Origin of the sequence: Actinomadura sp. K4S16 (genome assembly GCF_008327685.1) — a bacterium.
Taxonomy (GTDB): Bacteria; Actinomycetota; Actinomycetes; order Streptosporangiales; family Streptosporangiaceae; genus Spirillospora.
Map to the genome: position 1 here is coordinate 174262 of NZ_BDDE01000011.1, position 22836 is coordinate 197097.

Sequence of the window (22836 nt, forward strand, 5' to 3'; positions counted from 1 at the left end):
CCACCGGAATAGGCTGGAGTGCAAGACCGCAACAGGAAGGGGTGCCCGTGCTGGTCGACACCTTCGGCCGTACCGCGACGGACCTGCGGGTCTCCCTCACCGACCGGTGCAACCTCCGGTGCTCGTACTGCATGCCGCCCGAGGGGCTGGACTGGCTGCCCAAGCCGGAACTGCTCACCGACGACGAGGTGGTCCGGCTGGTCGGCCTCGCCGTGCGCGACCTCGGCGTCACGGAGGTCCGCTACACCGGCGGGGAGCCGCTGCTGCGGCGCGGGCTCCCGGACCTCGTGCGGCGGACGGCGGAGCAGGCGCCGCGTCCGCAGATCTCGCTGACCACCAACGGGATCGGGCTCGACCGGCTGGCCGCGCCGCTGGCCGAGGCCGGGCTCGACCGGGTGAACGTCTCCCTCGACACCCTCGACCGGGAGACGTTCCGGCGCCTCGCGCACCGCGACCGGCTGGACGACGTGCTGGCGGGGCTGGCGGCGGCGCGCCGGGCCGGGCTCGCGCCGGTCAAGATCAACACGGTGCTGATGCGCGGGATCAACGACCACGAGGCCGTCCCGCTGCTGCGCTACTGCCTGGAGCACGGCTACCGGCTGCGGTTCATCGAGCAGATGCCGCTGGACGCCCAGCACGGCTGGACCCGCGAGAACATGATCACCGCGGACGAGATCCTGGACCGGCTGTCCGCCGAGTTCGACCTCGTGCCCGACACCGGGCACGACCGCGGCAGCGCCCCCGCCGAGTCGTTCCTGGTCGGCGGCGGCCCCGAGACGGTCGGTGTGATCGGCTCGGTGACCCGGCCGTTCTGCGGCGCCTGCGACCGGGTGCGGCTCACCGCCGACGGACAGGTCCGCAACTGCCTGTTCGCCACCGAGGAGTCCAACCTGCGGGACGCGATGCGCGCCGGCGCCACCGACGCCGAGCTGGCCGACCGCTGGCGCGCGGCGGTGCGGACCAAGCGCGCCGGGCACGGCATCGACGACCCGTCGTTCCTGCAGCCCGCCCGGCCCATGTCGGCGATCGGCGGCTGAGCCGGTGGACGCCGGCGCGGCCTTCGACGCCGTGCTGCTCGCGGGCGGACGCGCACGCCGGTTCGGCGCCGACAAGCCCGCCGCCCCCGTGGGCGGACGCCCGCTGATCGAGTGGGCGGCGGCCGCCGCGTCCGGAGCGTCCCGGCTGATAGTGGTGGGGCCGCGCCGCGACGTCCTCGCGGGCGCCGTCGTCGTCCGCGAGGACCCGCCGGGCGCCGGACCGGTGCCCGCGCTGCGCGCCGGGCTCGCCGAGGTCCGCGCGCCGCGCCTGGCGCTGCTGGCCGCCGACCTGCCGTTCCTGCGCCCCGCCCACGTCGCCGCGCTCCTGGCGGCGATGGCGGAGGGGGCCGGAGCCGTCCTGGTGGACGAGGACGGCCGCGAGCAGTGGCTCGCCGGCTGCTGGCGGGCGGACGCCCTGCGGACGGCGCTGGCCGGCTACGACGGCGCGTCCCTGCGCGGCCTCCTCGGCCCCCTGGATCCCGTGCCGGTCACGCTCCCGGCCGGGACGCGCCCCGCCTGGTACGACTGCGACACCCCCGAACAGCTGGCCGCCGCCGAGCGCCTGCTTTGATCGTGCGAGAGTGGGCACACCACCGGCACCATGCTCGAAGGGGGAACCCATGTCTGTCCTCGAGGACTGGATCAACGCGGCCTGCCTCGAACTGGGCCTGGAGCCCGGCGACGTCGACCAGGGACTGGTGCTCGACCTCGCCCGCGACGTCGCCCACAACGTCGCGCGGCCCGGCGCGCCGCTGACTGCCTACCTGCTCGGCCTCGCGGTCGGCCGCGGCGTGCCCGCGCGGGACGGCGCCGCGCGGCTCACCGAGATGGCCGAGGGCTGGCGGGCCGAGGTGCCCGAGCAGGCCGGCGAGCCGGTCCTCGACGAGGCCTAACCCCGCCCGGCGGGCTCGTCGCGCTCGGCGACCGGCACCACGTCCTTCAGGAAGTCGCGGCGGGACAGGAACGCCGAGAGGCTCTCGCGGTGCTCGTCGCAGGCCAGCCAGACCTTCCGCCGGTCCGGCGTGTGGATCTTCGGGTTGTTCCACCGCAGCGCCCACACGGCGTCGGCCCGGCACCCCTTGGCGGAGCACTGCAACTCCTCGGGCCCGTTCCCCAGATCGGCGTCGGTCATGAGGCGAGCTTAGACACCTCCACGAGCCACCACCGCAACCAAGCACCAACCCTCACGATTGCGATCGCGTCCGAAGGCAGATTCGAGCGAAGCAAGAATCTGATCGCGCAGCGAGCCTTTGGGCGAGTCGGAGCGATGCCAGCGATCGCCCGCCTTTATCGACGATGGAGGGCCGCCAGGCCCGAAGGAGGAGAAAAAGGCAATGGACACCCGCTGGCAGGCTCTTTCGGTCTGCTTGGTCGCGGCGTTCATGACGCTGCTGGACGTCAGCATCGTCAACGTGGCGCTGCCGTCGATCCGGGCGGGGCTGCACGCGTCCGACGCGCAGCTGCAGTGGATCCTGTCGGGGTACGCGCTGACGTTCGGGCTCGTCCTCGTCCCGGCCGGGCGGCTCGGCGACGCCCGCAGCCGGCGGGCGGTGTTCATGTCCGGGCTCGCGCTGTTCACGGCGGCGAGCGCGGGGGCGGGCATCGCCCCGACGATCCTGTTCCTCGTCTTCGCCCGGCTCGTGCAGGGCGTTGCGGGCGGCATCCTCAACCCGCAGGTCGCCGGGCTCATCCAGCAGCTGTTCCGGGGCGCGGAGCGGGGGCGGGCCTTCGGGGCGCTCGGCGCCGTCATCGGGATCGCCACCGCCGTCGGCCCGCTGCTCGGCGGGGGGCTGATCGCGATCGCCGGGTCGGCGGAGGGCTGGCGGTGGGTGTTCTACGTGAACATCCCGGTCGGCGTCGCGGCGCTGTTCCTGGCGTGGCGGCTGCTGCCCGCCCCGGTCTACGGGGAGCGGCAGGGCCTGGACCCGCTCGGGGTGCTCCTGCTGGGCGCGGGCGTCCTCTGCGTGCTGCTGCCGCTCGTCCAGGAGCAGCAGTGGCACGGCGGCCGCAAGTGGCTGCTGATCCTCGCGGGCGCCGTGCTGCTGGCGGTCTTCGCCGCCTGGGAGCGCCGGGCCAGGGCGCCGATGGTCGACCTCGCGCTGTTCCGGCTCCGCTCCTACTCGCTGGGCACGGCGATCGCCCTGCTGTACTTCGCCGGGTTCACCGCGGTCTTCTTCATCTTCACCCTCTACCTCCAGGCCGGCCTGGGGCTCAGCGCGCTGGAGGCGGGCCTGGCGATCACGCCGTTCGCGGTCGGCTCGGCCGTCGGGTCCGCGCTCGGCGGCCGGGCCGTGGCCCGCTACGGCCGCCACCTCGTCGCCGCGGGCCTGTGCCTGGTGCTGGCCGGGCTCGGCGCGGCGTGGCTCGCCGTCGAGCTGAGGCCCGGCGCCGGGGTGGCCTGGGCGACCGCGGCGCCGCTGCTGCTGGCCGGGCTCGGCAGCGGCCTGGTGATCTCGCCGAACCAGACGATCACGCTGTCGCAGGTGCACTACACCGAGGGCGGCAGCGCGGCGGGCGTTCTGCAGACCGGCCAGCGGGTCGGCACCGCGATGGGAGTCGCCGCCGTCGGGTCGGTGTTCTTCGCCACGATCGCCGGGACGCGCGGGGACTGGGCGGCCGCGTTCCGGCACGGGCTGATCGTCGTCCTGGGGTTCGTGCTGGCGGCGCTGGCGGCGGCCGTGGCCGACCTGGCCGCCGGCCGCCGGGGGTCAGCGCCTCCGGACGAGGGCGCGCAGGCCCAGGCCGAGGACGGCCGCGGAGCCCGCGGCGGCCGCGGCTAGCACCCGGTTCTGGCGCCTGATCCGCGCCGGGATCCGCGCGTACGGGACCGTCGAGAACGACACCAGCTCGTAGCGGGAGACGTAGCGCCCGGCCAGGCGCCGCTCCAGCGCGTGCGTCGCCGCCTGCTTCATCCGGTACACCGGGGACGACACCCGGTCGCGCATCTCGATGAAGTTGTCCAGCGCCATCTCGGCGATCGCGTCGGTGTTCGCCTTGCGCCGCTCCTGGTAGAGCGACAGCGCGCGGGCCCAGTCGCCGCCGGTCTCGGTGAGGCACCGGTCGATCTCGATGCAGTCCTCGAACGCGCAGTTCGCGCCCTGCCCGAAGAACGGCACGATCGCGTGCGCGGCGTCGCCCAGCAGCGCCACGAGGGCGCCCCTGCCGTACCGCGTCCACGGCCAGCACCGGACGGTCACCAGCGACCCGACCGGGTTGCGCTCGTAGTCGTCGGCCAGGTCCGGCATCAGCCCCGCCACGTCGGGGTAGTGCCGCTCGAAGTACGCGGTGGCCTTCGCCGGGGTGTCGAGGGCGGCGAAGTCCTCCTTCGGCCAGAACAGCGTGCAGGTGAACGAGCGGTCCAGGTTGGGCAGCGCGATCATCATCGAGGTGCCGCGCGGCCAGATGTGCAGCGCGTCGGGGTCGAGCGCGAACTCGCCGTCCTTGGGCGGGACGGTCAGCTCCTTGTAGCCGTGCTCCAGGAAGTCGGCGTCCTCGTCCAGGCGCAGCGACCGGCGGACGGCGCTGTACGCGCCGTCCCCGGCCAGGACGACGTCGGCGGGCTCCGGGGCGGCGTCCTCCAGCAGGACGGCGCCGGCCTCGGCGTCCACTCCGGTGACGCGCTGGGAGAACCGCAGCGTGACGCCCGGCGTGCCCTCGGCGGTGTCCAGCAGCGACCGGTTCAGCTCGGCGCGGCTGATGGAGTTGATGGCGCGCCTGCCGTCGGCGCTGTAGGGCTGGAAGTTCTGCGCGCCCGAGAGGGGGTGCACCATGCGGCCGTGCATGGGCAGCGCCTGCTTGAGGGACTGGTCGCGCAGCCCCACCTGCTCCAGCGCCGCCAGGCCGCGGGCCGAGATCGCCAGGTTGATCGAGCGTCCCCGCTCGGCGCCCGCGACGCGCGGGTCGGGGCGCCGCTCGTACACCGTCACCGGGATGCCGCGGCGGCCGAGCAGCACCGCGAGCAGGCAGCCCGCCAGGCCCGCGCCGACGATCGCGACCCGCTCGCCGCCGTCAGCCGCCATGGACGGGGACCTCCTCGGTCTGGGAGCGGACCTCCCACAGGTCGGGGAACGCCGGGGCGAACAGGGTGCGGCGCAGGTAGTCCGCGCCGGCCGACCCGCCCGTGCCGATCTTCGCGCCGATCGTCCGCTCGACCATCTTCAGGTGCCGGTACCGCCACTCCTGGATGCCCTCGTCCACGTCGACGAGCGCCTCGCAGACCTCGGCGGCCGGGCTCGACTCGTCCGCGTAGACGGTGAGCAGGACCTTCTGCACGCCGGCGTCCGGCTCCCACTGCCGGGAGAAGTCGCGCTCCAGGGCCTCCCGCGGGACGGGATGGCCGCGTCCGGCGAGGTAGCGCAGCAGCGAGTCGAACACCGACGGGCGGGACACGGCCGCCTGGAGCCGCTCGTCGCCGCGCAGGTCCGAGGTGGGAAAGGAGCGCCGCCCGAGGACGGCCTCGATCTCGCGGAACTGCTCGCTCTGGAAGCCGCTGGAGTTGCCGAGCGCGTCGCGGAACGCCGCGAACTGCCGGGGCGTCATCGTCTCCAGCACGTCCAGCTGCCCGACGACGGTCTTGAGGATCTTGGCGATGCGGCGGGCGGTGTGCAGCGACCCGGCGCTGTTGCCCTCCTCCAGGCGTGCCTGGAGCAGCGCGGCCTCGTGCAGGATCTGCTTGAACCACAGTTCGTAGACCTGGTGAATGATCACGAAGAGCAGCTCGTCGTGCGCCCGGGTCTTCGGCTCCTGGCAGGACAGCAGGTCGTCGAGCCTCAGATAGCCGCCGTACGTCATCGTCGGCGAATCCGCCATCACGCCTCCTTGCGACACAACGGATGTGATCCGCAGCATATGGGATGGACCAGTACGACCAGGCAGGGGGTGGTCGTGCGGCCTCCATAACCCCCTACGATCAGAACCTGATTCGGTATCGAGCCGGGAGGCGCCGGATGGGCGGGACTGCCAGGGAGTTCGTGGGGCTGCCGTCGCCGGTGGCGGGGGGCCGGGCGGGCGCGGGCGGCCACCCGTGCCAGGGCGTCTACCACCGGCCCGCCGGGGCCGCGCCGAAGACCGCGTTCATCGCGACCCACTACAACGTCGACTTCTCCGAGCACTACCTCGCCGAGCACCTCGCGGCCCGCGGCCACGGCTTCCTCGGCTGGAACACCCGCTTCCGCGGCAACGAGGCGTACTTCCTGCTCGACCACGCGCTCGCCGAGATCGGCGCCGGCGTCCGCTGGCTCCGCGAGCAGGCGGGCGCCGAGCGGATCGTCCTGCTCGGCAACTCCGGCGGCGGCTCGCTGATGGCCGCCTACCAGTCCCAGGCCGTCGAGCCCAACGTCACGCCCGTCGCGGGGATGCGCCCCGTCCCGGCGATCGAGGACCTGCCCGCCGGGGACCTGTTCGTCGCGCTCGCGGCCCACTCCGGCCGCCCGGAGGTCCTCACCGCCTGGATGGACCCGTCGGTCACCGACGAGGCCGACCCGCTGTCGGTCGACCCGTCCCTCGACCCCTTCGACCCCGGCAACGGCCCCCCGTACGGCGCGGAGTTCCAGGCCCGGTACCGCGCCGCCCAGCGCGCCCGCAACGAGCACATCACCGACCGGGTCCTCGCCCGCCTGGACGCCCTGCGGGGCACCCGCGCCCGGGACGCCCTGTTCACCGTGCACCGCACCTGGGCCGACCTGCGGATGATCGACCCCGCGATCGAGCCGTCCGACCGCCCGCCGAACCGCTGCTACCTCGGCGAGCCCGCCAAGGCCAACTACGGCGTGTTCGGCCTCGGCTCGCTGTGCACGCTCCGCTCGTGGCTGTCGATGTGGAGCCTGCGCACCTCGCAGTGCGTCGCCGCCCCGCACCTGGCGCGCATCACCGCCCCGTCCCTGGTGGTGCACGCCACCGCGGACGAGGGCGTCTACGACAGCGACGCCCGCGCGGTCCTCGACGCGCTCGCCGCGTCCGACAAGACCTTCCACCGCATCAAGGACACGCACTACCTGCCGGACTCCCGGCCCGAGGCCGCCGACCTGATCGACGCCTGGGTCCGCGCCCGCTGAGGGCCTCACCTTCACACGGGCGGTCTCACCACGGGCGGTCTCACCACAGGCGCAGCGACCGCGTGAAGATCCCGGCGACGGCCTCCTCGTCCACCGGGCGCGGCGAGGTCGCGAGCAGCCGCTGCTGCTTCATCGCGCCCTCCACCAGCCCGGGGACGTCGCCCTCCGCGTACCCGACGCCGCCGATCCCCGCCGGGATGCCGACGTCGCGCATCAGCCGCAGCACCGCCAGCGGCAGGTGCTCAGCAGCGTCGTCGGGCCGGTCCATCCGCGGGTCGAGCAGCTCGGCGGCCCGGACGTGCCGCCCGGGGCACGCCTCGAAGGTGAAGCGGAACGCCTCGGGCGCGGTGAGCGCCACCGACATGCCGTGCGGGACCATCGCCTCCCCGTCCGGGTAGCCGTCCGGCCTGAAGTCCCTGACCTGCCCGGCGATCGGGTAGGCGTTGGCATGCGGGATGTGCACGCCGGCGTTGCCGAACCCGAGCCCCGCGAACGTCGCGGCGAGCGCCATGTCGGTGCGCGCCTCCCGGTCCTCCCCGTCCTGGACCGCCCTGCGGAACGACCGCGACAGCAGGCTCAGCGACTTCTCCGCCCACATGTCCGACACCGGGTTGGCCCCGCAGTACGGGACCCGCTGCTCGGGCCTCTTGCGCTCGTACGCGTCGTAGGGGCGCGCGGTGTAGCTCTCCAGGGCGTGGCAGAGGATGTCCATCCCCGCGGACGCGGTCACCCCGGACGGCTGCGTCATCGTCAGGTCCGGGTCCACCACGGCCAGCGCGGGCCGCAGCCGCGGATGGCTGATGCCGGTCTTGACCCGCAGGTCCAGGACGTCCAGGACGCACACCGTGGTGCTCTCGGCGCCCGTGCCCGTCGTGGTGGGGACGGCCACCAGCGGCAGCAGCGGCCGCTCCGGCGCCCGTCCGGCCCCCACCGGCGGGTTCAGGTACTCGGCGAGATCGCCCTCGTTGGTCGTGAGGAGGTCGACGGCCTTCGCGGTGTCGATGCTCGACCCGCCGCCGACCGCCACGTACGCGTCGTAGGGCCCGGTCTCCCGGGCGTGCTCGACCGCCTGCCGCATGCTCGCGTCCGTCGGCTCGACGCGCACGCCGTCGTACACCGCGGCCTCGATCCCGTAGGCCGCCATCGCCTCCGCGATCCGCTGCGGCGCGCCCGTCGCGGCGATCCCGGCGTCGGTGACGACCAGCACCCTCCGCGCCCCGAACTGCGCGAGATCGAACCCGATCTCGTCCGCCGCCCCGCTCCCGAACTTCAGCTGCGGCGCCCCGTACGTGAAGACCGTCTCGCTCGTCATGCCCCCAAGGTGTCACAGACCCCGGCCGTTCCAGAGCGGCGAGACCCGCCGGACCTGATCGAGCGGGATCGGGCGAGCGGGATCAGTCGAGGTCGCCGGTCGCCAGGCGGACCCGGCGGAGCGCGGTGGTGATCTCGGCGGCCTCGGCGGCCGGGAGGCCGGCGATGCCGAAGCCCGCCTCGTTCAGGGCGTGCGTGGCCTCCTCGGCGAGGTCGCGGCCTGCGGGGGTGATGGTGGCGAGGACGACGCGGCGGTCGTCGGGGGAGGGGCGGCGGCCGACGAGGCCCCGCTGCTCCAGGCGGCCGATCACGTTGGTGACCGACGCCGGGTGCACCATGAGGCGGGTGCCCATCTTGCCCATGGGAAGGGTCCCGGTGCGGGCGAAGGCGAGCAGGCGCAGGGCCTCGTAGGCGGCGAACGTCAGCCCGTACGGCTTGAGGACGGCCTCGATCCGGCTGAGCAGGATCTGCTGGGCCCGCATCACCGACGTCACGGCCGCCATGTGGTCGGCGTGCTCGGGCCAGCGGCCGCTCCACTGGCGGTGGGCCTCGGCGATGGGGTCGGGCATGTCGGGCACCGGGCCACCGTATTCGGTCTTGACTGCGTCGCGCACGGAAACTATTTTAACTTCCAAATATTGGATGTCCAAGGGTTGAGGTGGAGACGGTGACGGGGGAGCTGCACGCGCCGGTGCACCCGGTGCGCTTCGTGACGGCGGCGGCGCTGTTCGACGGCCATGACGCGGCCATCAACATCATGCGCCGCATCCTGCAGTCCCAGGGTGCCGAGGTGGTGCACCTCGGGCACGACCGCTCCGTGCGGGAGGTCGTCGACGCCGTCCTGGAGGAGGACGCGCAGGGCGTGGCGGTCAGCTCCTACCAGGGCGGCCACGTCGAGTACTTCGAGTACCTCTCGCGCAGCCTGAAGGAGGCCGGCGCGGAGCACGTGAAGGTGTTCGGCGGGGGCGGCGGCGTCATCGTGCACGAGGAGATCGCCCGGCTGTCCGGCGCCGGCGTGCGGATCTTCTCCCCGGAGGACGGGCAGCGGCTCGGCCTCCCCGGCATGATCAACGAGCTGGTCCGCGAGTGCGACGTCGACCTGGCCGCGGAGCCCGTGCCGGCCGACGCCGTGCTGGCGGGGGAGCGGCGCGCCCTCGCCCGGGCCATCACGTGCCTCCAGGCCGGGAGCCTGCCCGGGGACGCCCGCGCGCGGCTCGCCGAGGCGGCGGCCGGGCGGCGGGTCCCCGTGCTGGGGATCACCGGGACGGGCGGGTCCGGCAAGTCGTCGCTCACTGACGAGCTGGTGCGGCGGCTGCGCGTCGACCAGGGCGACCGGCTGCGCGTCGCGGTGCTGGCCGTGGACCCGACCCGGCGGCGCGGCGGCGGCGCGCTGCTCGGCGACCGGATCAGGATGAACTCCCTGGACGGCGACCGCGTGTTCTTCCGCTCGCTGGCGACCCGGGGCGCGCGGGAGCTGCCGGACAACATCGAGGACATCGTCACCGCCTGCAAGGCCGCCGGGTACGACCTGGTGATCCTGGAGACGCCCGGCATCGGGCAGGGCGACGCCGCGATCGTCCCGCTGGTGGACGTGTCGCTGTACGTGATGACGCCGGAGTTCGGCGCCGCGTCCCAGCTCGAGAAGATCGACATGCTCGACTTCGCCGACGTGGTCGCGATCAACAAGTTCGAGCGGCGCGGCGCGGCGGACGCGCTGCGCGACGTGAGCCGCCAGCTCGTGCGCAACCGGGAGGCGTTCGGGCAGCGGCCCGACGACATGCCGGTGTTCGGCACGAGCGCCGCCACGTTCAACGACGACGGGGTCACGGCGCTCTACCAGCACCTCGGCGGGCTGCTGGGCGAGCACGGCCTGCCCCTGGAGCCGGGCGCCCTGCCCGAGATCGCGAGCAAGGTGTCGACCGGCGCCGCGACGATCATCCCGCCGAACCGGGTGCGCTACCTGTCCGACATCGCCGAGACCGTGCGGGCGTACCACGCCGACACGGTGAAGCAGATGGAGGCGGTGCGGCGCGTCCAGCGGCTGGACGAGGTGCGCGCCGAGCTGACGGACGCCACCGAGGTGGAGGCCCTGCTGGAGAGGGCGCGCCGCGACGTGGAGCCGGGGAACGCCGAGCTGGTCGAGAACTGGCCCGCCGTCGTGGAGTCCTACTCCGGCGACGAGCAGGTCGTGAGGATCCGCGACCGGGAGCTGCACACCCGGCTCACGCGCGAGTCGCTGTCGGGCACCCGGATCCCCCGCGTCGCCCTGCCGCGCTACACCGACCACGGCGAGCTGCTGCGGTTCCTCCGCAGCGAGAACCTGCCCGGCCGGTTCCCGTTCACCGCCGGGGTGTTCCCGTTCAAGCGCGACAACGAGGACCCGGCCCGCATGTTCGCGGGGGAGGGCGACCCCTTCCGCACCAACCGCCGCTTCAAGCTGCTGTCGGAGGGCCAGCCCGCGACGCGCCTGTCCACCGCGTTCGACTCGGTCACGCTGTACGGGCGCGACCCCGACGAGCGTCCCGACGTGTACGGCAAGGTCGGCACGTCCGGGGTCTCGATCGCCACGCTCGACGACATGAAGGCGCTCTACGACGGGTTCGACCTGTCGTCGCCGACCACCTCGGTGTCGATGACGATCAACGGTCCCGCGCCCACGATCCTGGCGTTCTTCCTCAACACCGCCGTCGACCAGGGGCTGGACGCCTTCTACGAGGAGAACGGGCGCGAGCCGTCCGAGGAGGAGGCCGCGCAGATCCGCGCGCGCGTGCTGTCCACCGTGCGCGGCACCGTGCAGGCCGACATCCTCAAAGAGGACCAGGGGCAGAACACCTGCATCTTCTCCACCGAGTTCTCGCTGCGGATGATGGGCGACATCCAGGAGTGGTTCATCGCCAACAAGGTCCGCAACTTCTACTCGGTGTCCATCTCCGGCTACCACATCGCCGAGGCCGGCGCGAACCCCATCAGCCAGCTCGCGTTCACCCTCGCCAACGGCTTCACCTACGTGGAGTCCTACCTGGCGCGCGGCATGGACATCGACGACTTCGCGCCCAACCTGTCGTTCTTCTTCTCCAACGGCATGGACCCCGAGTACAACGTGCTGGGACGCGTGGCCCGCCGCATCTGGGCCGTGGCCATGCGCGACCGGTACGGGGCCAACGAGCGCAGCCAGAAGCTCAAGTACCACGTGCAGACGTCCGGGCGCTCCCTGCACGCGCAGGAGATGCACTTCAACGACATCCGCACCACGCTGCAGGCGCTCATCGCCATCTACGACAACTGCAACAGCCTGCACACCAACGCCTACGACGAGGCGGTCACCACGCCGACGGCCGAGTCGGTGCGGCGGGCCCTGGCGATCCAGCTCATCATCAACCGGGAGTGGGGCCTGGCGATGAACGAGAACCCGCTGCAGGGGTCGTTCGTCATCGACGAGCTCACCGACCTGGTCGAGGAGGCCGTGCTCGCGGAGTTCGACCGCATCAGCGAGCGCGGCGGCGTGCTCGGCGCGATGGAGACCGGCTACCAGCGCGGCCGCATCCAGGACGAGTCGATGCTGTACGAGCAGCGCAAGCACGACGGCTCGCTGCCGATCATCGGCGTCAACACGTTCCGCGCGCCGGACGGCGACGACGGGACGCCGCAGACGATCGAGCTCGCCCGCGCCACCGAGGAGGAGAAGCGGTCCCAGCTCGACCGGGTCCGCGGCTACCAGGACGCGCACGGCGAGGAGGCGCGGGCCGCCCTCGCCGCGCTCAAGGACGCGGCCCGGTCCGGGGGGAACGTGTTCGCGGTGCTGATGGACGCGGCGCGCGTGTGCAGCCTCCAGCAGATCACCGACGCGTTCTTCGAGGTCGGCGGCCAGTACCGCCGCAACGTCTGAGGCCCGCGCGCCGATGGCCGTCCGCGACGACACCCGCGCCCCGGCCGCCGTCCCCGGCCGGGTGCGCCGCGTCGTGTCGATCGTCCCGTCCCTGACCGAGACGGTCGCGGCGACCGCGCCCGAGCTGCTCGCCGGCGCGACCGACTGGTGCACCCGTCCCGAGGGCCTGGACGTGCCGCGCGTGCGGGGCACCAAGAACCCCGACCTCGAGCGGATCATCGCGCTGCGGCCGGACGTCGTCGTCGGCAACACCGAGGAGAACCGCCCCGCCGACGTCGAGGCGCTGCGCGCGGCGGGCGTCCCGGTGTGGATGACGCGGATCCGCACGGTCGAGGAGGCGCTGGCCTCGCTGCGCCGCATGCTCACCGAGGCGTGCCGGGTGCCGGTGCCCGGCTGGCTGGAGGAGGCGTCCCGCGTCTGGGCGGGCGTCGCGCCGGGGGAGCCTCGGGCGGCGGTGATCCCGATCTGGCGGCGGCCGTGGATGGTCGTCGGGCGCGACACCTTCACCGGCGACGTCCTGGCCCGCCTGGGCGTGTCCAACGTCTACGCCGGGCACTCCGACCGCTACCCGAAGATCCCCCTGGACGAGCTGACCGCGGCCGGCGCCGACCTCGTCGTCCTGCCGGACGAGCCGTACCGCTTCACCGAGGACGACGGCCCGGAGTGCTTCCCCGGGCTCGACGTCGCGCTCGTCAGCGGCCGGCTCCTCACCTGGTACGGCCCGTCCCTCGTCGAGGCACCGGCCGCGCTCGCCGAACGGCTCGCCGCGGCCCGCCCGCGCTAGCCGGGACGGCGCACGGACGCTAGCCGGGACGGCGCACGAACATCGCCTCCAGGCAGCGGGCCATGCGCTCGTCGAGCTCCTCGGCCGGCACGTCGATCTCCCGCGCCAGATGCTCGCGCAGCAGCGTGTACCCGTAGATGGTGGACGCGATGGCCGCCTGCACGGCCGCCACGTCCTCGACCGGCAGGTCGCCCCGCGCCGCCTCCGCGGCGAGATCCTCCCGGCCCGCGCCCCGGTTGAGCAGGACGCGGGGCCGGTCGTCGCCGTCCAGCACCAGCAGCGTCGCCAGCCGGACCGGCTCGGGATGGCGCAGGCTCGTCCAGAACAGCCGGGCCAGCCGCTCGCGCAGCGGCAGCCCGGCCGCGTCCACCGCGTCCTCGGCGTTCGGGCGCGACCGGTGGAACAGCGCCGAGCGCAGCAGCGCCCGGCGCGACCCGAAGTACTGGTAGACCAGCCCGCGGTTGACCCCGGCCTCGTCGGCGACCTGGCGCAGGTTCAGGCCGGCGAGGACGCCGCCGCGCCGCAGCAGCGCGACCGCCGCGGCGCGCAGCGACTCCTCCGTCCCCTCCCGGTCCCGCGCCCGGGCCGCCCCGTCACGCGCGGGGACCACCGGCCACGTAGATGACCTGGCCGGACACGAACGAGGCGTCGTCGCTCACCAGGAACGCGACGGTCCCGGCGATGTCCTCGGGGACGCCGACGCGCCGGACCGGGATCTCCTTGGCCGCGGCGGCCTTGAAGTCCTCGAAGTCCACGCCGACGCGGGCGGCGGTCGCGGCCGTCATCTCGGTGGCGATGAACCCTGGCGCGATGGCGTTGGCCGTCACCCCGAACCTGCCCAGCTCGATCGCCAGCGTCTTGGTGAAGCCCTGGAGGCCCGCCTTGGCCGCGGAGTAGTTGACCTGGCCGCGGTTGCCGAGGGCCGACACCGACGACAGGTTCACGATCCGGCCCCATCCGGCCTTGGTCATGTGCTCCTGCGCGGCGCGGGTCATCAGGAACGAGCCCCGCAGGTGCACCGACATGACCGCGTCCCAGTCGTCGTCGGACATCTTGAACAGCAGGTTGTCGCGGGTGATGCCGGCGTTGTTCACCAGGACGACGGGAGGGCCCAGCTCGGCGGCGACGCGCGCGACGGCGGCGTTCACCCGCGCGGTGTCGGCGACGTCCACGCCGACGGCGAGCGCGGTGCCGCCGTCCTTGCTGATCGTCTCGACCGTGCCGGCGCAGGCGGCCTCGTCGAGGTCGCAGACGGCGACGGCGAAGCCCTCCCTGGCGAGGCGGACGGCGGTGGCGGCGCCGATGCCGCGCGCGGCGCCGGTGACGATGGCCACCCGGGTTTCGGTCATGTGCCCAGCCCTTCCGTCAGACCTGGATGTCCTTGGCGATGATGGTCTTGAGCACCTCGCTGGTGCCGCCGTAGATCCGGGTGACCCGGGCGTCGGCGTACAGGCGCGCGATCGGGTACTCCAGGATGTAGCCGTAGCCGCCGTGCAGCTGGAGGCACTTGTCGACGACGCGGGCCTGCACCTCGGTGCAGAACAGCTTGCAGACGGCCGCGTCGGCGGGGGTGAGCTCGCCGGCGTCCAGCGCCTCGATGCAGCGGTCGACGAGCGAGCGGGCGGCCTCCACCTCGGTGGCGCACTCGGCCAGCACGAACTTGGTGTTCTGGAACGACGACACGGTCTTGCCGAAGACGGTGCGCTCCTGCACGTACTTGCGGGCGAACTCCACGGCGGCGGCCGCCGAGGCGTAGGAGCTGGTCGCGATGCCGAGGCGCTCCTCGGCGAGGTTGTGCGTCAGGTACTCGAACCCGCGGCCCTCCTCGCCGAGCAGGTCCTCCACGGGGACTCGGACGTCGGTGAACGACAGCTCGGCGGTGTCGGAGCTGCGCAGCCCGATCTTCTCCAGCTTGCGGCCGACCGCGTAGCCCTCGCTCCTGGTGTCCACGGCCAGGATCGACAGGCCCGCCCGGCGGTTCTCCGGCGTGGCCGGGGACGTCCGCGCCACCACGAGCACCCGGTCGGCGAGGACGCCGCCGGTGATGAACGTCTTGGCGCCGTTCAGGACGTAGTGGTCGCCGTCCCGCTTCGCCGTGGTCTGCATGCCGGCGAGGTCGGAGCCGGTGCCGGGCTCGGTCATCGCGATGGCCGTCATCATCTCGCCGGACACGAACGGCGGCAGCCAGCGCTTCTTCTGCTCCTCCGAGCCGTACTTCAGCAGGTACGGCAGCACGAGGTTGACGTGCACCCCGTAGCCGCCGAAGCTCACGCCGGCGCGGGCGCACTCCTCGGAGATCACGGCCTGGTACTTGAAGCTGGTCTCGCCCGCGCCGCCGTACTCCTCCGGCACCTGGATGCCGAACACGCCCAGCTCGCCGAGCTTGCGGTAGAAGTCGCGCGGCGGGTGGCCCGCGTCCTCCCACTCCTCGTAGACCGGGGCCACCTCGGCCTCGATGAAGTCCCGGATCGTGTCCCGGAAGGCCTCGTGGTCCTCGTTGAATACGGTGCGGCGCACGCCGTGCCCCTCTCGCCTGCGTTACTAACAGAACGCTAACTTAACTCGAACAGAGTTCTAGAATCAAATACGAGAGGGTTCGTGCGCCGCCTCCGGGCGCGGCCCGGCGCTCCGCGGGTCAGCAGTCGGGCTCGCAGACCCGGCGCGAGACGGCCTTGAGGAAGATCCCCTGGATCTGCCCGGGCGTCTCGGCCACGTACGCGTCGCCGTGCGTCACCTCCGCGATCCGCCGCAGCTCGTCGACGTCCACGCCCGAGCCGTAGCCCAGCATGTTGACCTGGACGGGGCGCTCCGGGTCGTACTCGCGGCGCATGTGGTCGAGGGTCTCCTCCAGGGACGGGCCCCGTGGGTCCTCGTTCCTGCCGTCCGTCCACAGCAGGACCGAGTTCACGTACTCCGGCTTGTAGGTCCGCTTCATGTAGTCGAACGCGGCCATGACCGTGTCGTACAGCCCGGTGTCGCCGTGCTCCTTCACCTGGATCCGCGCGAACGCGCTCAGCACGAGCTGCCGCCGGGTGGCCGACCCCAGCCGCTCGTTGAGGGGGCCCACGCTCACGAGCTCCCGCCAGTCCCGGTCGCCCTCCAGCTTCGTGGAGAAGACCCACTGGCCGAGCTCGCTGTCGTCCGGCAGCAGCGAGAGCCCGCCCTGGGCGGTGCGGACCGTGGACTGCAGCCGCGTCACCCCCGGCGCGACCGGCTCGTCCATGGACCCCGACACGTCGATCACGCTCAGCATCCGGATGCTCAGCGACAGCTGCGCCCACGACTGCATGGTGCGCCGCACGTCGGCGGCGGGCGTGTCCGGGAGCGCCCGCGGCGGGCGCGGGTCCAGGCCGGTCCGCGGGGAGAACGACGCGGGCGCCGCCCCGCCGGGCGCCCGGAAGCCCAGCCGCTGGAGGTCGTCACGGGTGGCCTTGTCCACGAGCGCCGTTCCCAGCAGCCGCGCCGCGCGCGCCTTGGCCCGGTCCTCCGCCAACACGGTGACGGGGTGGTCGAGGTAGACCGTGCCCTCCGCCGGGTGCACCGCCACCGCCGGCTCCGCCGGACGCCGCGCGTTGTAGGCGTACACCGCCTGCTCGGGCGCCAGGGCGACCGGGTAGCGGTCGGGCTTGCCCTGGCCGGCCGCGCCGAACTCGGCGAACTCGGCGAACTCGGCCTGGACCGAGGGGGCGACGCCCTCCCGGATCGTCCGGACCACGCCGGTGAACGACGCCTCGCCGCCCGGGGCGTCCGCCAGCAGCGCGCCGGCCAGGATCAGCGAGCCCATGCCGGTCGCGCTGCGGTTCGGGTCGGGGACCTGGAGCCGGAGCAGCCGCGGCGGGATCCCCCCGCCCCCGCCGCCGGGCCCGGCTCGGCGTTCGAGGCCGTCCCGGCCGCCGCGAGCAGGTCCTTCCAGGACGGCCGCTCCGGCGCGCCGAGATCGCGCAACTGGGTCGCGAGGCCGCGCGGCATCGCCAGCACGATCGGGGTCGAGGCGATCCCGCCCAGCCGGTCCGGGTCCCCGGGGGCCGGGGCCCGACCGGGGCCCTCGACGAGCTTGGTCCACAGCGAGGAGTCGGGGATCCAGACGTCCGGCTTCTGGGCGACCCCGGCCACGCCCTTGCCGGACAGCAGCGTCGTGACCGCGGCGGGGTCGGCGGCGCGCACCCGCGCGCGGGCGCACCGCCCGTCCACCTTGTGCCCGGCGTCGTTGAAGCGGCCCGCCGCCCGCGCCACCGCGGGCGCGACGTCCGGCGCCGCCGCCACGTCGAGCGTCACCGCGCCGTCGCCGGAGCACCCGCCGCCGGTCGAGGCGAGGGCGTAGGCGCCTAACCCGGAGAGCAGCACCAGGCCGACCGCGCCCGCCAGCGGCCCGAGCAGCACGCCGCCGACGCGCCGCGGCGGCCGCCCCCCGCCGAGGCCCCACGGCCCGCGAGCCGGCCGGGCGGCGGCGTGCGCCGGACCCGGAGGCCGGGGCGTGCGGTGCGGCCGCGTGAAGGCGTCGAACGGCTCGCCGGAGGACTCGCCCGCGCCGGAGGGCGGGAGCCCGCCCGGGCGGGAGGCGCCGAGGAAGAGGTAGGGGGACTCCGGGCCGCCCGACTCCGGCGGGGTCCGGGGTGCCCACTCAGGAACGTCGTCGTGTGCGCTCATGGCCGATCTCCGTTTCCCGGGCGGGGGTGCGGGCCGTGTCGCGCCGTGGGTCGACGGCCCGCCGGTGAGACACATGGGGGATGTGTCTCAAAGGGGGCAGCTGTGATGTTCGTCTCAACGGCCGCCTCCGTCAAGGGGTGGCGGGCCCCGGGCTCCCGCTAAGCCTCCCCTCCGGCGCGGGGCGTCGGCGTCGCTCAGCAGTACGCGGCGGGCCCGGGAAGAGGATCGGTTCGCGGCCAGGACGTCTTGGGGGAGGGTGTCCGGGTGGAAGCGCCGCGACCCCCGCGGATCTGGGCGGGGAGGGCGTGAGGGGCCCGGGTTTCGGGTCGTGGCCGGACCAGGCCAGCCCGGAGGGCTTGCGTTCCGGCGGGGATGTGCCTCATCCGGGAAGGGCGGTCAAGGAGAGGTCCGCGGAGGGTCGTCCGCCGCGCCGCGCGGCTTCAAGAGTCACCGAGGACATTGAAAAGCGGCGCCGGGTGGATACGGGGGCAATCCACCCGGCGCCGCATCATCGGTGTTCCGACGGGGGCCCGGAACACCGGCACGGGCGCTCCGACGGGGGACCAGAGCGCCGGTACAAATCGTACACCGAAACCCCCTGCGGTTAGTCAAGAGAATGTCACGACCGGATTTCCGGACGCTGTCCGGAAACCGGCTTCTGTTCCCTGCGCGCGCGGTCGTCGAAGGCCGCCGGGGCGGTCGGTTCGCGCCCTCCGTTCGCGAAGATGACGGCGACGTAGGGGAGCACCACGGCTCCGACCACCATGAGGAGCGCGAGCCACCACGGCGCGCCCGCGACCGCGGCCACCACCGCCCCCACGAAGCAGATCGTGCGGACGCCCATGGACACGAGGTACCGCCGCTGGCGGCGGCCGATGTCCTCCGACATGGGGCGGGGAGCGTCGGTGACCGTGTAGACCGCCGGCTCGCGGTGGTGGCGGGGATTGACCTTCACCATTCCACGGTAAGCCCATGGAGTCCGACCTGCACCGGCAGTACTGGGCAAAACATCTGGAGGAGTCGATGACCGATCGCACGTACCGCGTGACCGAGATCGTGGGGACCTCGCCGGACACCGTCGAGGCCGCGATCCGCAACGGTGTCCGGCGCGCCTCGCAGACCCTGCGCCATCTCGACTGGTTCGAGGTGACCGAGGTCCGCGGCCACATCGAGGACGGTGATGTGGCCCACTTCCAGGTGACCATGAAGGTGGGCTTCCGCCTGGAGGACGCGTGAGCCCGCGGTGGGCTTAGCGCCGGGGGCGCCCGGCGCCCGGACCGTCACGGCCGGGGGACGGCGGGAACGCCGCGCCGGGTCCGGCTCAGGGCCCGGGCGCGGCGTTCCCGCCGTCCCGTCCGCGGCGGCTCAGGTGGCCTGGCTCACCGTCGACATGTGGAAGTCGGGCACCCGGATCGCCGGCATGGCGGTGCGGGTGAAGTAGTCGGACCACTCGCGCGGCAGCGTCGGCCCGGTCTCGCCGACCTCGGCGAGCCGCGACAGCAGGTCGACCGGGCTCTCGTTGAACCGGAAGTTGTTCACGGCCCCGACGACCTCGCCGTCCTCGACGAGGTAGACGCCGTCGCGGGTGAGCCCGGTCAGCAGCAGGCTCTGCGGGTCCACCTCCCGGATGTACCACAGGCACGTCAGCAGCAGCCCGCGCTCGGTGCGGGCGATCATCTCCTCCAGGGAGGCGCCGCCGTCCGGCCCGCGCATCGCCAGGTTGTCGACGGCGGGGGTGACCGGCAGCCCGGTCCGCTCGGCGGAGTGCCGGGTCTGGGTGAGGGACGCGAGGGTCCCGTCGCCGATCCAGTCCGTGGCGCCGAGCGCGAGCCCGTTGTCGAACACCGACGACTCGCGGCCGGAGGCGTGCGCGATGACGAACGGGGCGCACTCCATGCCCGGGGCGGCCGGGTCGCTGGACAGGGTGACGGGCAGGTTCGCGAGCCGTTCCCCGACGCGGGTACCGCCGCCCGGGGCGCTGAACACCGTCCGGCCGTCCTGCGCGTCCTGGGCGCCCGCCGACCAGTACAGGTAGATCATCAGGTCGGCGACGGCGGAGGGCGGCAGGATCGTCTCGTACCGCCCGGCCGGCAGCTCCACGCGCCGCTCGCCCCACTCCAGCCGCCGCGCGAGGCCGGCGGTGAGGGCGGCGACGTCCACGTCGGTGAAGTCGCGGGTGCCGACGCCCGCCCACGCCGAGCCGCCCGCGCCCTTGGCGTTCAGCTCCACCAGCCCGGTCGGCTGGTCGTGCCGCAGCCGCAGCCCCGCCGAGCTGCCGAGGAACGTCGAGGTGACCATGTGGTTGGCGAACCCGTACAGGCGCCGGCCGCCGGCCTGCGCGGCGGCGAACGCCTCGCCGAGCGCGGGCGCGAAGCCCTCGAAGACCCCGATGCCGGTCTCGGCGGGGTCGTCGTCCCATCCGGAACCGCCCGCGAGCGGCGCCTCGGCGACCAGCGGCCGGGCGTCCTCGGCGGGCTCGTTGCCCGCGGCGTCGGCCTCGGCGGCGCGCACCAGGTCCTCGATGCCGTCGGCGCCGACGGCCGACCGCGACACCACGCCCGCCGCCACCCCGTCCGCCGTGCTCCGCAGCGCGATGACGGTGAGGCGGTTGGAGCGGGTCACGCCGTTGGTGGTGAGGGTGTTGCCCGCCCACCGCAGGTTCGCGGTGCTCGCCTCGTCGGCGATGACGACGCAGTCGTCCGCGCGGGACAGCGACAGGGCCCGCTCGACGGCCTCCTGCGGCCTGATCGTGCTCACTGGCCGGCCTCCTTCACCGCGTTGAGGATGTTGACGCCCCGGAACAGCGCCGACGGGCAGCCGTGGCTGACCGGCGCGACCTGCCCCGGCTGGCCCTTGCCGCAGTTGAACGCGCCGCCGAGCACGTAGGTCTGCGGACCGCCGACGGCCTCCATCGAGTTCCAGAAGTCGGTGGTCGTCGCCTGGTAGGCGACGTCGCGCAGTTGCCCGGCCAGGCGCCCGTTCTCGATCCGGAAGAACCGCTGCCCGGTGAACTGGAAGTTCTGGCGCTGCATGTCGATCGACCAGCTCTTGTCGCCGAGGATGTAGATGCCGCGCTCGACCCCCGAGATCAGCTCCTCGGTGGACGGGCCGCCCTCGGCGGGCCTGAGCGAGACGTTCGCCATCCGCTGGATCGGCATGCTGGACGCGGAGTCGGCGAAGGCGCAGCCGTTGGAGCGCTCGGCGCCGGTGAGGCGGGCGATGCGCCGGTCGGTCTGGTAGCCGGTGAACAGGCCCTCGGAGACGATGTCGAACGACTGGGCCTCCACGCCCTCGTCGTCGTAGCCGATCGTGGCCAGGCCGTGCTCGGTGGTCCGGTCCCCGGTGATGTTCATGACCTTGGAGCCGTACCGCAGGGCCCCGAGCTTGTCCGGCGTGGCGAACGAGGTGCCCGCGTAGGCGGCCTCGTAGCCGAGCGCCCGGTCCAGCTCGGTGGCGTGCCCGATCGACTCGTGGATCGTCAGCCACAGGTTGGACGGGTCGACGACGACGTCGTACACGCCCGGCTCCACCGACGGCGCCGCGAGCTTCTCGGCGAGCAGCTCGGGGATGCGGGCGAGCTCGCCGTCCCAGTCCCAGTGCCGGCCCGACAGCCACTCCCAGCCGTACCCGGCGGGCGGCGCGAGCGTGCGCATCGTGTCGAACAGGCCGTCGGCGATGCCCACGGCGGTCACGACCGGATGCAGCCGGACGCGCTGCTGGGTGGTGACCGTCCCGGCGAGGTCGGCGAAGAACTTGTTCTCCTTGACCTGCAGCAGGGTGGCGTCGACGTGGTCGACGCGGTCGTCGCCGAGCAGCCGCCGGCTCCACCCCGCCAGCAGCGCGACCTTGTCGGCGGTCGGCACCTCGAACGGGTCGGTCTCGTACGCGGAGACCCAGGTGCGCTCGCCGTGGACGGGCTCGGGCGCCAGCTCGATCGGCTCGCGGTTGACGGCCCGGGCGACGGCGGCGACCTCCACGGCCTGCGCGGCGACGCGGGCCGCGCCCCCGGGCGTCAGGTCGATGCCCGCGGCGAAGCCCCAGGTGCCGTCCTTGACGACCCGGACCGACAGCCCGACGTCGTCGGCGTCCAGCGCGGTCTCCAGGGCGGCGTCGTGCAGGCGGAGTGTCTGGCTGCGGATGCGCTCCAGGCGGAAGTCGGCGTGCTCGGCGCCCAGCTCCCTGGCACGGGACAGCGCCGCGTCGGCCAGCGCGCGGAGCGGCAGCGCGGTGAAGGCGGGATCGATGTCATGCACCCTCCGCAACCTACCGCCCGCGCCCGTCCCGCCGGGGCCCGCGCGCCGACCGAACAAAGGGAGGTGAGCGGATCTTGTCGGTTGGGGACATCCGCAGCGGGCGCCGGGGCCGCTAGTGTCGGGCACCAGCCAACGAGCAGCACAACGAGAGGGTCCTGATGAGTCGCTCTGTCCTCGTGACCGGCGGTAACCGGGGCATCGGCCTCGCCATCGCCCGCGAGCTCGCCGCGGCGGGCGACGCGGTCGCGGTCACCTACCGGTCGGGAGAGCCGCCCGAGGGGCTGTTCGGCGTCCGGTGCGACGTGACGAGCGCCGAGGACGTCGACGCCGCCTTCGGCAAGGTGGAGGCGGAGCAGGGCCCGGTCGAGGTGGTCGTCGCCAACGCGGGGATCACCAAGGACACGCTTCTCGCGATCATGAGCGAGGAGTCGTTCACCTCCGTCCTGGACACCAACCTGACCGGCTCGTTCCGGGTGGCCAAGCGCGCGGTGAAGAGCATGATGCGCAAGCGCGCGGGGCGGATCGTGCTGGTCTCCTCGGTCGTGGGGCTGATGGGCTCGCCGGGGCAGTCCAACTACGCCGCGTCCAAGGCCGGCATGGTCGGCTTCGCGCGCTCGCTCGCCCGCGAGCTCGGGTCGCGGGGCATCACGGTCAACGTGGTGGCGCCCGGCTTCGTCGACACCGACATGACGGCGGTGCTCAGCGAGGACCAGCAGAAGGCCATCACCGCCGCGGTGCCGCTCGGCCGCATCGCGAAGCCGGAGGAGATCGCCAAGGCCGTGCGGTTCGTGGCCAGTGAGGACGCCGCCTACATCACCGGGGCCGTGATCCCGGTCGACGGCGGCCTGGGAATGGGGCACTGACA

General features: G+C 73.5%; 22 protein-coding genes. 9 read left to right on the forward strand and 13 right to left on the reverse strand.

What is annotated here, in order from left to right; all coding sequences use genetic code 11:
• Window positions 1-47: 47 nt before the first annotated feature.
• Genes moaA through K4S16_RS44990 form a run of 3 tightly spaced genes read left to right on the forward strand, consistent with a single transcriptional unit; the run spans window position 48 to window position 1930 of the window.
• A complete protein-coding gene (gene moaA / locus K4S16_RS07965) occupies window positions 48-1037 on the forward strand; it encodes a GTP 3',8-cyclase MoaA (RefSeq protein ID WP_200841827.1) in 990 nt (329 codons plus the stop codon).
• 4 nt (window positions 1038-1041) lie between these two features.
• Entirely contained in the window at window positions 1042-1608 is a 567-nt protein-coding gene (locus K4S16_RS44985) for a molybdenum cofactor guanylyltransferase (protein ID WP_200841746.1), read from the forward strand.
• Between the two features lie 49 nt (window positions 1609-1657).
• A complete protein-coding gene (locus K4S16_RS44990) occupies window positions 1658-1930 on the forward strand; it encodes a DUF6457 domain-containing protein (RefSeq protein ID WP_200841747.1) in 273 nt (90 codons plus the stop codon).
• Here K4S16_RS44990 and K4S16_RS07975 read toward each other — a convergent pair.
• Complete coding sequence (locus tag K4S16_RS07975; RefSeq protein WP_149258222.1) at window positions 1927-2169, reverse strand: hypothetical protein; 243 nt, start codon at window positions 2167-2169, stop codon at window positions 1927-1929. The two genes, K4S16_RS44990 and K4S16_RS07975, sit on opposite strands and share 4 nt — an antisense overlap.
• A 202-nt stretch (window positions 2170-2371) precedes the next feature.
• On the opposite strand from K4S16_RS07975, the gene K4S16_RS07980 reads away from it, so the two are divergent.
• A complete protein-coding gene (locus tag K4S16_RS07980; RefSeq protein ID WP_149258223.1) occupies window positions 2372-3817 on the forward strand; it encodes an MFS transporter in 1446 nt (481 codons plus the stop codon).
• Here K4S16_RS07980 and K4S16_RS07985 read toward each other — a convergent pair.
• Window positions 3746-5056, reverse strand: a complete 1311-nt coding sequence (locus tag K4S16_RS07985; protein WP_149258224.1) for an NAD(P)/FAD-dependent oxidoreductase — start codon at window positions 5054-5056, stop codon at window positions 3746-3748. The two genes, K4S16_RS07980 and K4S16_RS07985, sit on opposite strands and share 72 nt — an antisense overlap.
• Window positions 5046-5846 carry a tryptophan 2,3-dioxygenase gene (locus K4S16_RS07990; RefSeq protein WP_149258225.1) on the reverse strand — a complete coding sequence of 267 codons (801 nt, stop codon included), beginning with the start codon at window positions 5844-5846 and terminating at the stop codon, window positions 5046-5048. Before K4S16_RS07990 ends, K4S16_RS07985 begins: the two co-directional genes overlap by 11 nt.
• A 137-nt stretch (window positions 5847-5983) precedes the next feature.
• On the opposite strand from K4S16_RS07990, the gene K4S16_RS07995 reads away from it, so the two are divergent.
• On the forward strand, window positions 5984-7090 hold the full coding sequence (locus tag K4S16_RS07995) for an alpha/beta hydrolase (protein ID WP_149258226.1): 1107 nt from the start codon (window positions 5984-5986) through the stop codon (window positions 7088-7090).
• A gap of 40 nt (window positions 7091-7130) precedes the next feature.
• Here K4S16_RS07995 and K4S16_RS08000 read toward each other — a convergent pair whose 3' ends face one another.
• Both K4S16_RS08000 and K4S16_RS08005 read right to left on the reverse strand, forming a co-directional pair.
• Window positions 7131-8402, reverse strand: a complete 1272-nt coding sequence (locus K4S16_RS08000; protein ID WP_149258227.1) for a hydroxyacid-oxoacid transhydrogenase — start codon at window positions 8400-8402, stop codon at window positions 7131-7133.
• A gap of 82 nt (window positions 8403-8484) precedes the next feature.
• Window positions 8485-8970: a MarR family transcriptional regulator gene (locus tag K4S16_RS08005; protein WP_149258806.1), complete on the reverse strand. Its 486-nt coding sequence runs from the start codon at window positions 8968-8970 to the stop codon at window positions 8485-8487.
• A gap of 98 nt (window positions 8971-9068) precedes the next feature.
• On the opposite strand from K4S16_RS08005, the gene icmF reads away from it, so the two are divergent.
• Window positions 9069-12287 carry a fused isobutyryl-CoA mutase/GTPase IcmF gene (icmF, locus tag K4S16_RS08010; protein ID WP_149258807.1) on the forward strand — a complete coding sequence of 1073 codons (3219 nt, stop codon included), beginning with the start codon at window positions 9069-9071 and terminating at the stop codon, window positions 12285-12287.
• 13 nt (window positions 12288-12300) lie between these two features.
• Window positions 12301-13071, forward strand: a complete 771-nt coding sequence (locus K4S16_RS08015; RefSeq protein WP_149258228.1) for a helical backbone metal receptor — start codon at window positions 12301-12303, stop codon at window positions 13069-13071.
• A gap of 19 nt (window positions 13072-13090) precedes the next feature.
• Here the strand turns inward: K4S16_RS08015 and K4S16_RS08020 are convergent, their stop codons facing one another.
• The 6 genes from K4S16_RS08020 to K4S16_RS08045 all read right to left on the reverse strand — a co-directional run bounded on the left by K4S16_RS08020 (window position 13091) and on the right by K4S16_RS08045 (window position 18673).
• Window positions 13091-13681 carry a TetR/AcrR family transcriptional regulator gene (locus tag K4S16_RS08020; RefSeq protein ID WP_149258229.1) on the reverse strand — a complete coding sequence of 197 codons (591 nt, stop codon included), beginning with the start codon at window positions 13679-13681 and terminating at the stop codon, window positions 13091-13093.
• On the reverse strand, window positions 13665-14420 hold the full coding sequence (gene fabG / locus K4S16_RS08025) for a 3-oxoacyl-ACP reductase FabG (RefSeq protein WP_149258230.1): 756 nt from the start codon (window positions 14418-14420) through the stop codon (window positions 13665-13667). The genes K4S16_RS08020 and fabG overlap by 17 nt, the downstream gene beginning before the upstream one ends.
• A gap of 16 nt (window positions 14421-14436) precedes the next feature.
• Window positions 14437-15588: an acyl-CoA dehydrogenase family protein gene (locus K4S16_RS08030; RefSeq protein ID WP_149258231.1), complete on the reverse strand. Its 1152-nt coding sequence runs from the start codon at window positions 15586-15588 to the stop codon at window positions 14437-14439.
• Window positions 15589-15706: 118 nt separating this feature from the next.
• Window positions 15707-16855 carry a VWA domain-containing protein gene (locus K4S16_RS08035; RefSeq protein WP_149258232.1) on the reverse strand — a complete coding sequence of 383 codons (1149 nt, stop codon included), beginning with the start codon at window positions 16853-16855 and terminating at the stop codon, window positions 15707-15709.
• Window positions 16843-17718, reverse strand: coding sequence for a substrate-binding domain-containing protein (locus tag K4S16_RS08040; protein ID WP_160160867.1), 876 nt, complete (start codon window positions 17716-17718; stop codon window positions 16843-16845). The genes K4S16_RS08035 and K4S16_RS08040 overlap by 13 nt, the downstream gene beginning before the upstream one ends.
• 619 nt (window positions 17719-18337) lie before the next feature.
• The gene (locus K4S16_RS08045; RefSeq protein WP_200841748.1) at window positions 18338-18673 is read right to left on the reverse strand and encodes a DUF3099 domain-containing protein; all 336 of its coding nucleotides are present in this window, start codon (window positions 18671-18673) and stop codon (window positions 18338-18340) included.
• A 68-nt stretch (window positions 18674-18741) separates the two neighbouring features.
• On the opposite strand from K4S16_RS08045, the gene K4S16_RS08050 reads away from it, so the two are divergent.
• Complete coding sequence (locus tag K4S16_RS08050; RefSeq protein WP_149258808.1) at window positions 18742-18954, forward strand: dodecin; 213 nt, start codon at window positions 18742-18744, stop codon at window positions 18952-18954.
• A gap of 129 nt (window positions 18955-19083) precedes the next feature.
• On the opposite strand, the gene K4S16_RS08055 is transcribed toward K4S16_RS08050, so the two are convergent.
• Together K4S16_RS08055 and K4S16_RS08060 are read right to left on the reverse strand one after the other, a co-directional pair.
• Window positions 19084-20466 (reverse strand): metallopeptidase TldD-related protein, encoded by a 1383-nt coding sequence (locus K4S16_RS08055; RefSeq protein WP_149258809.1) that lies wholly within the window; start codon window positions 20464-20466, stop codon window positions 19084-19086.
• 5 nt (window positions 20467-20471) lie between these two features.
• Window positions 20472-21971 carry a TldD/PmbA family protein gene (locus K4S16_RS08060; RefSeq protein ID WP_149258235.1) on the reverse strand — a complete coding sequence of 500 codons (1500 nt, stop codon included), beginning with the start codon at window positions 21969-21971 and terminating at the stop codon, window positions 20472-20474.
• A 158-nt stretch (window positions 21972-22129) separates the two neighbouring features.
• Here K4S16_RS08060 and K4S16_RS08065 point away from each other — a divergent pair, with 158 nt between their 5' ends.
• Window positions 22130-22834: a beta-ketoacyl-ACP reductase gene (locus K4S16_RS08065; protein ID WP_149258236.1), complete on the forward strand. Its 705-nt coding sequence runs from the start codon at window positions 22130-22132 to the stop codon at window positions 22832-22834.
• The last annotated feature ends 2 nt before the right edge of the window (window positions 22835-22836 follow it).

Coding starts and splice junctions, on each gene's coding strand:
- K4S16_RS44990 (WP_200841747.1), top strand. CDS start 1,658: ATGTCTGTCCTCGAGGACTGGATCAACGCGGCCTGCCTCGAACTGGGC.
- K4S16_RS07975 (WP_149258222.1), bottom strand. CDS start 2,169: ATGACCGACGCCGATCTGGGGAACGGGCCCGAGGAGTTGCAGTGCTCC.
- K4S16_RS07980 (WP_149258223.1), top strand. CDS start 2,372: ATGGACACCCGCTGGCAGGCTCTTTCGGTCTGCTTGGTCGCGGCGTTC.
- K4S16_RS07985 (WP_149258224.1), bottom strand. CDS start 5,056: ATGGCGGCTGACGGCGGCGAGCGGGTCGCGATCGTCGGCGCGGGCCTG.
- K4S16_RS07990 (WP_149258225.1), bottom strand. CDS start 5,846: ATGGCGGATTCGCCGACGATGACGTACGGCGGCTATCTGAGGCTCGAC.
- K4S16_RS07995 (WP_149258226.1), top strand. CDS start 5,984: ATGGGCGGGACTGCCAGGGAGTTCGTGGGGCTGCCGTCGCCGGTGGCG.
- K4S16_RS08000 (WP_149258227.1), bottom strand. CDS start 8,402: ATGACGAGCGAGACGGTCTTCACGTACGGGGCGCCGCAGCTGAAGTTC.
- K4S16_RS08005 (WP_149258806.1), bottom strand. CDS start 8,970: ATGCCCGACCCCATCGCCGAGGCCCACCGCCAGTGGAGCGGCCGCTGG.
- K4S16_RS08015 (WP_149258228.1), top strand. CDS start 12,301: ATGGCCGTCCGCGACGACACCCGCGCCCCGGCCGCCGTCCCCGGCCGG.
- fabG (WP_149258230.1), bottom strand. CDS start 14,420: ATGACCGAAACCCGGGTGGCCATCGTCACCGGCGCCGCGCGCGGCATC.
- K4S16_RS08035 (WP_149258232.1), bottom strand. CDS start 16,855: ATGGGCTCGCTGATCCTGGCCGGCGCGCTGCTGGCGGACGCCCCGGGC.
- K4S16_RS08040 (WP_160160867.1), bottom strand. CDS start 17,718: ATGAGCGCACACGACGACGTTCCTGAGTGGGCACCCCGGACCCCGCCG.
- K4S16_RS08050 (WP_149258808.1), top strand. CDS start 18,742: ATGACCGATCGCACGTACCGCGTGACCGAGATCGTGGGGACCTCGCCG.
- K4S16_RS08065 (WP_149258236.1), top strand. CDS start 22,130: ATGAGTCGCTCTGTCCTCGTGACCGGCGGTAACCGGGGCATCGGCCTC.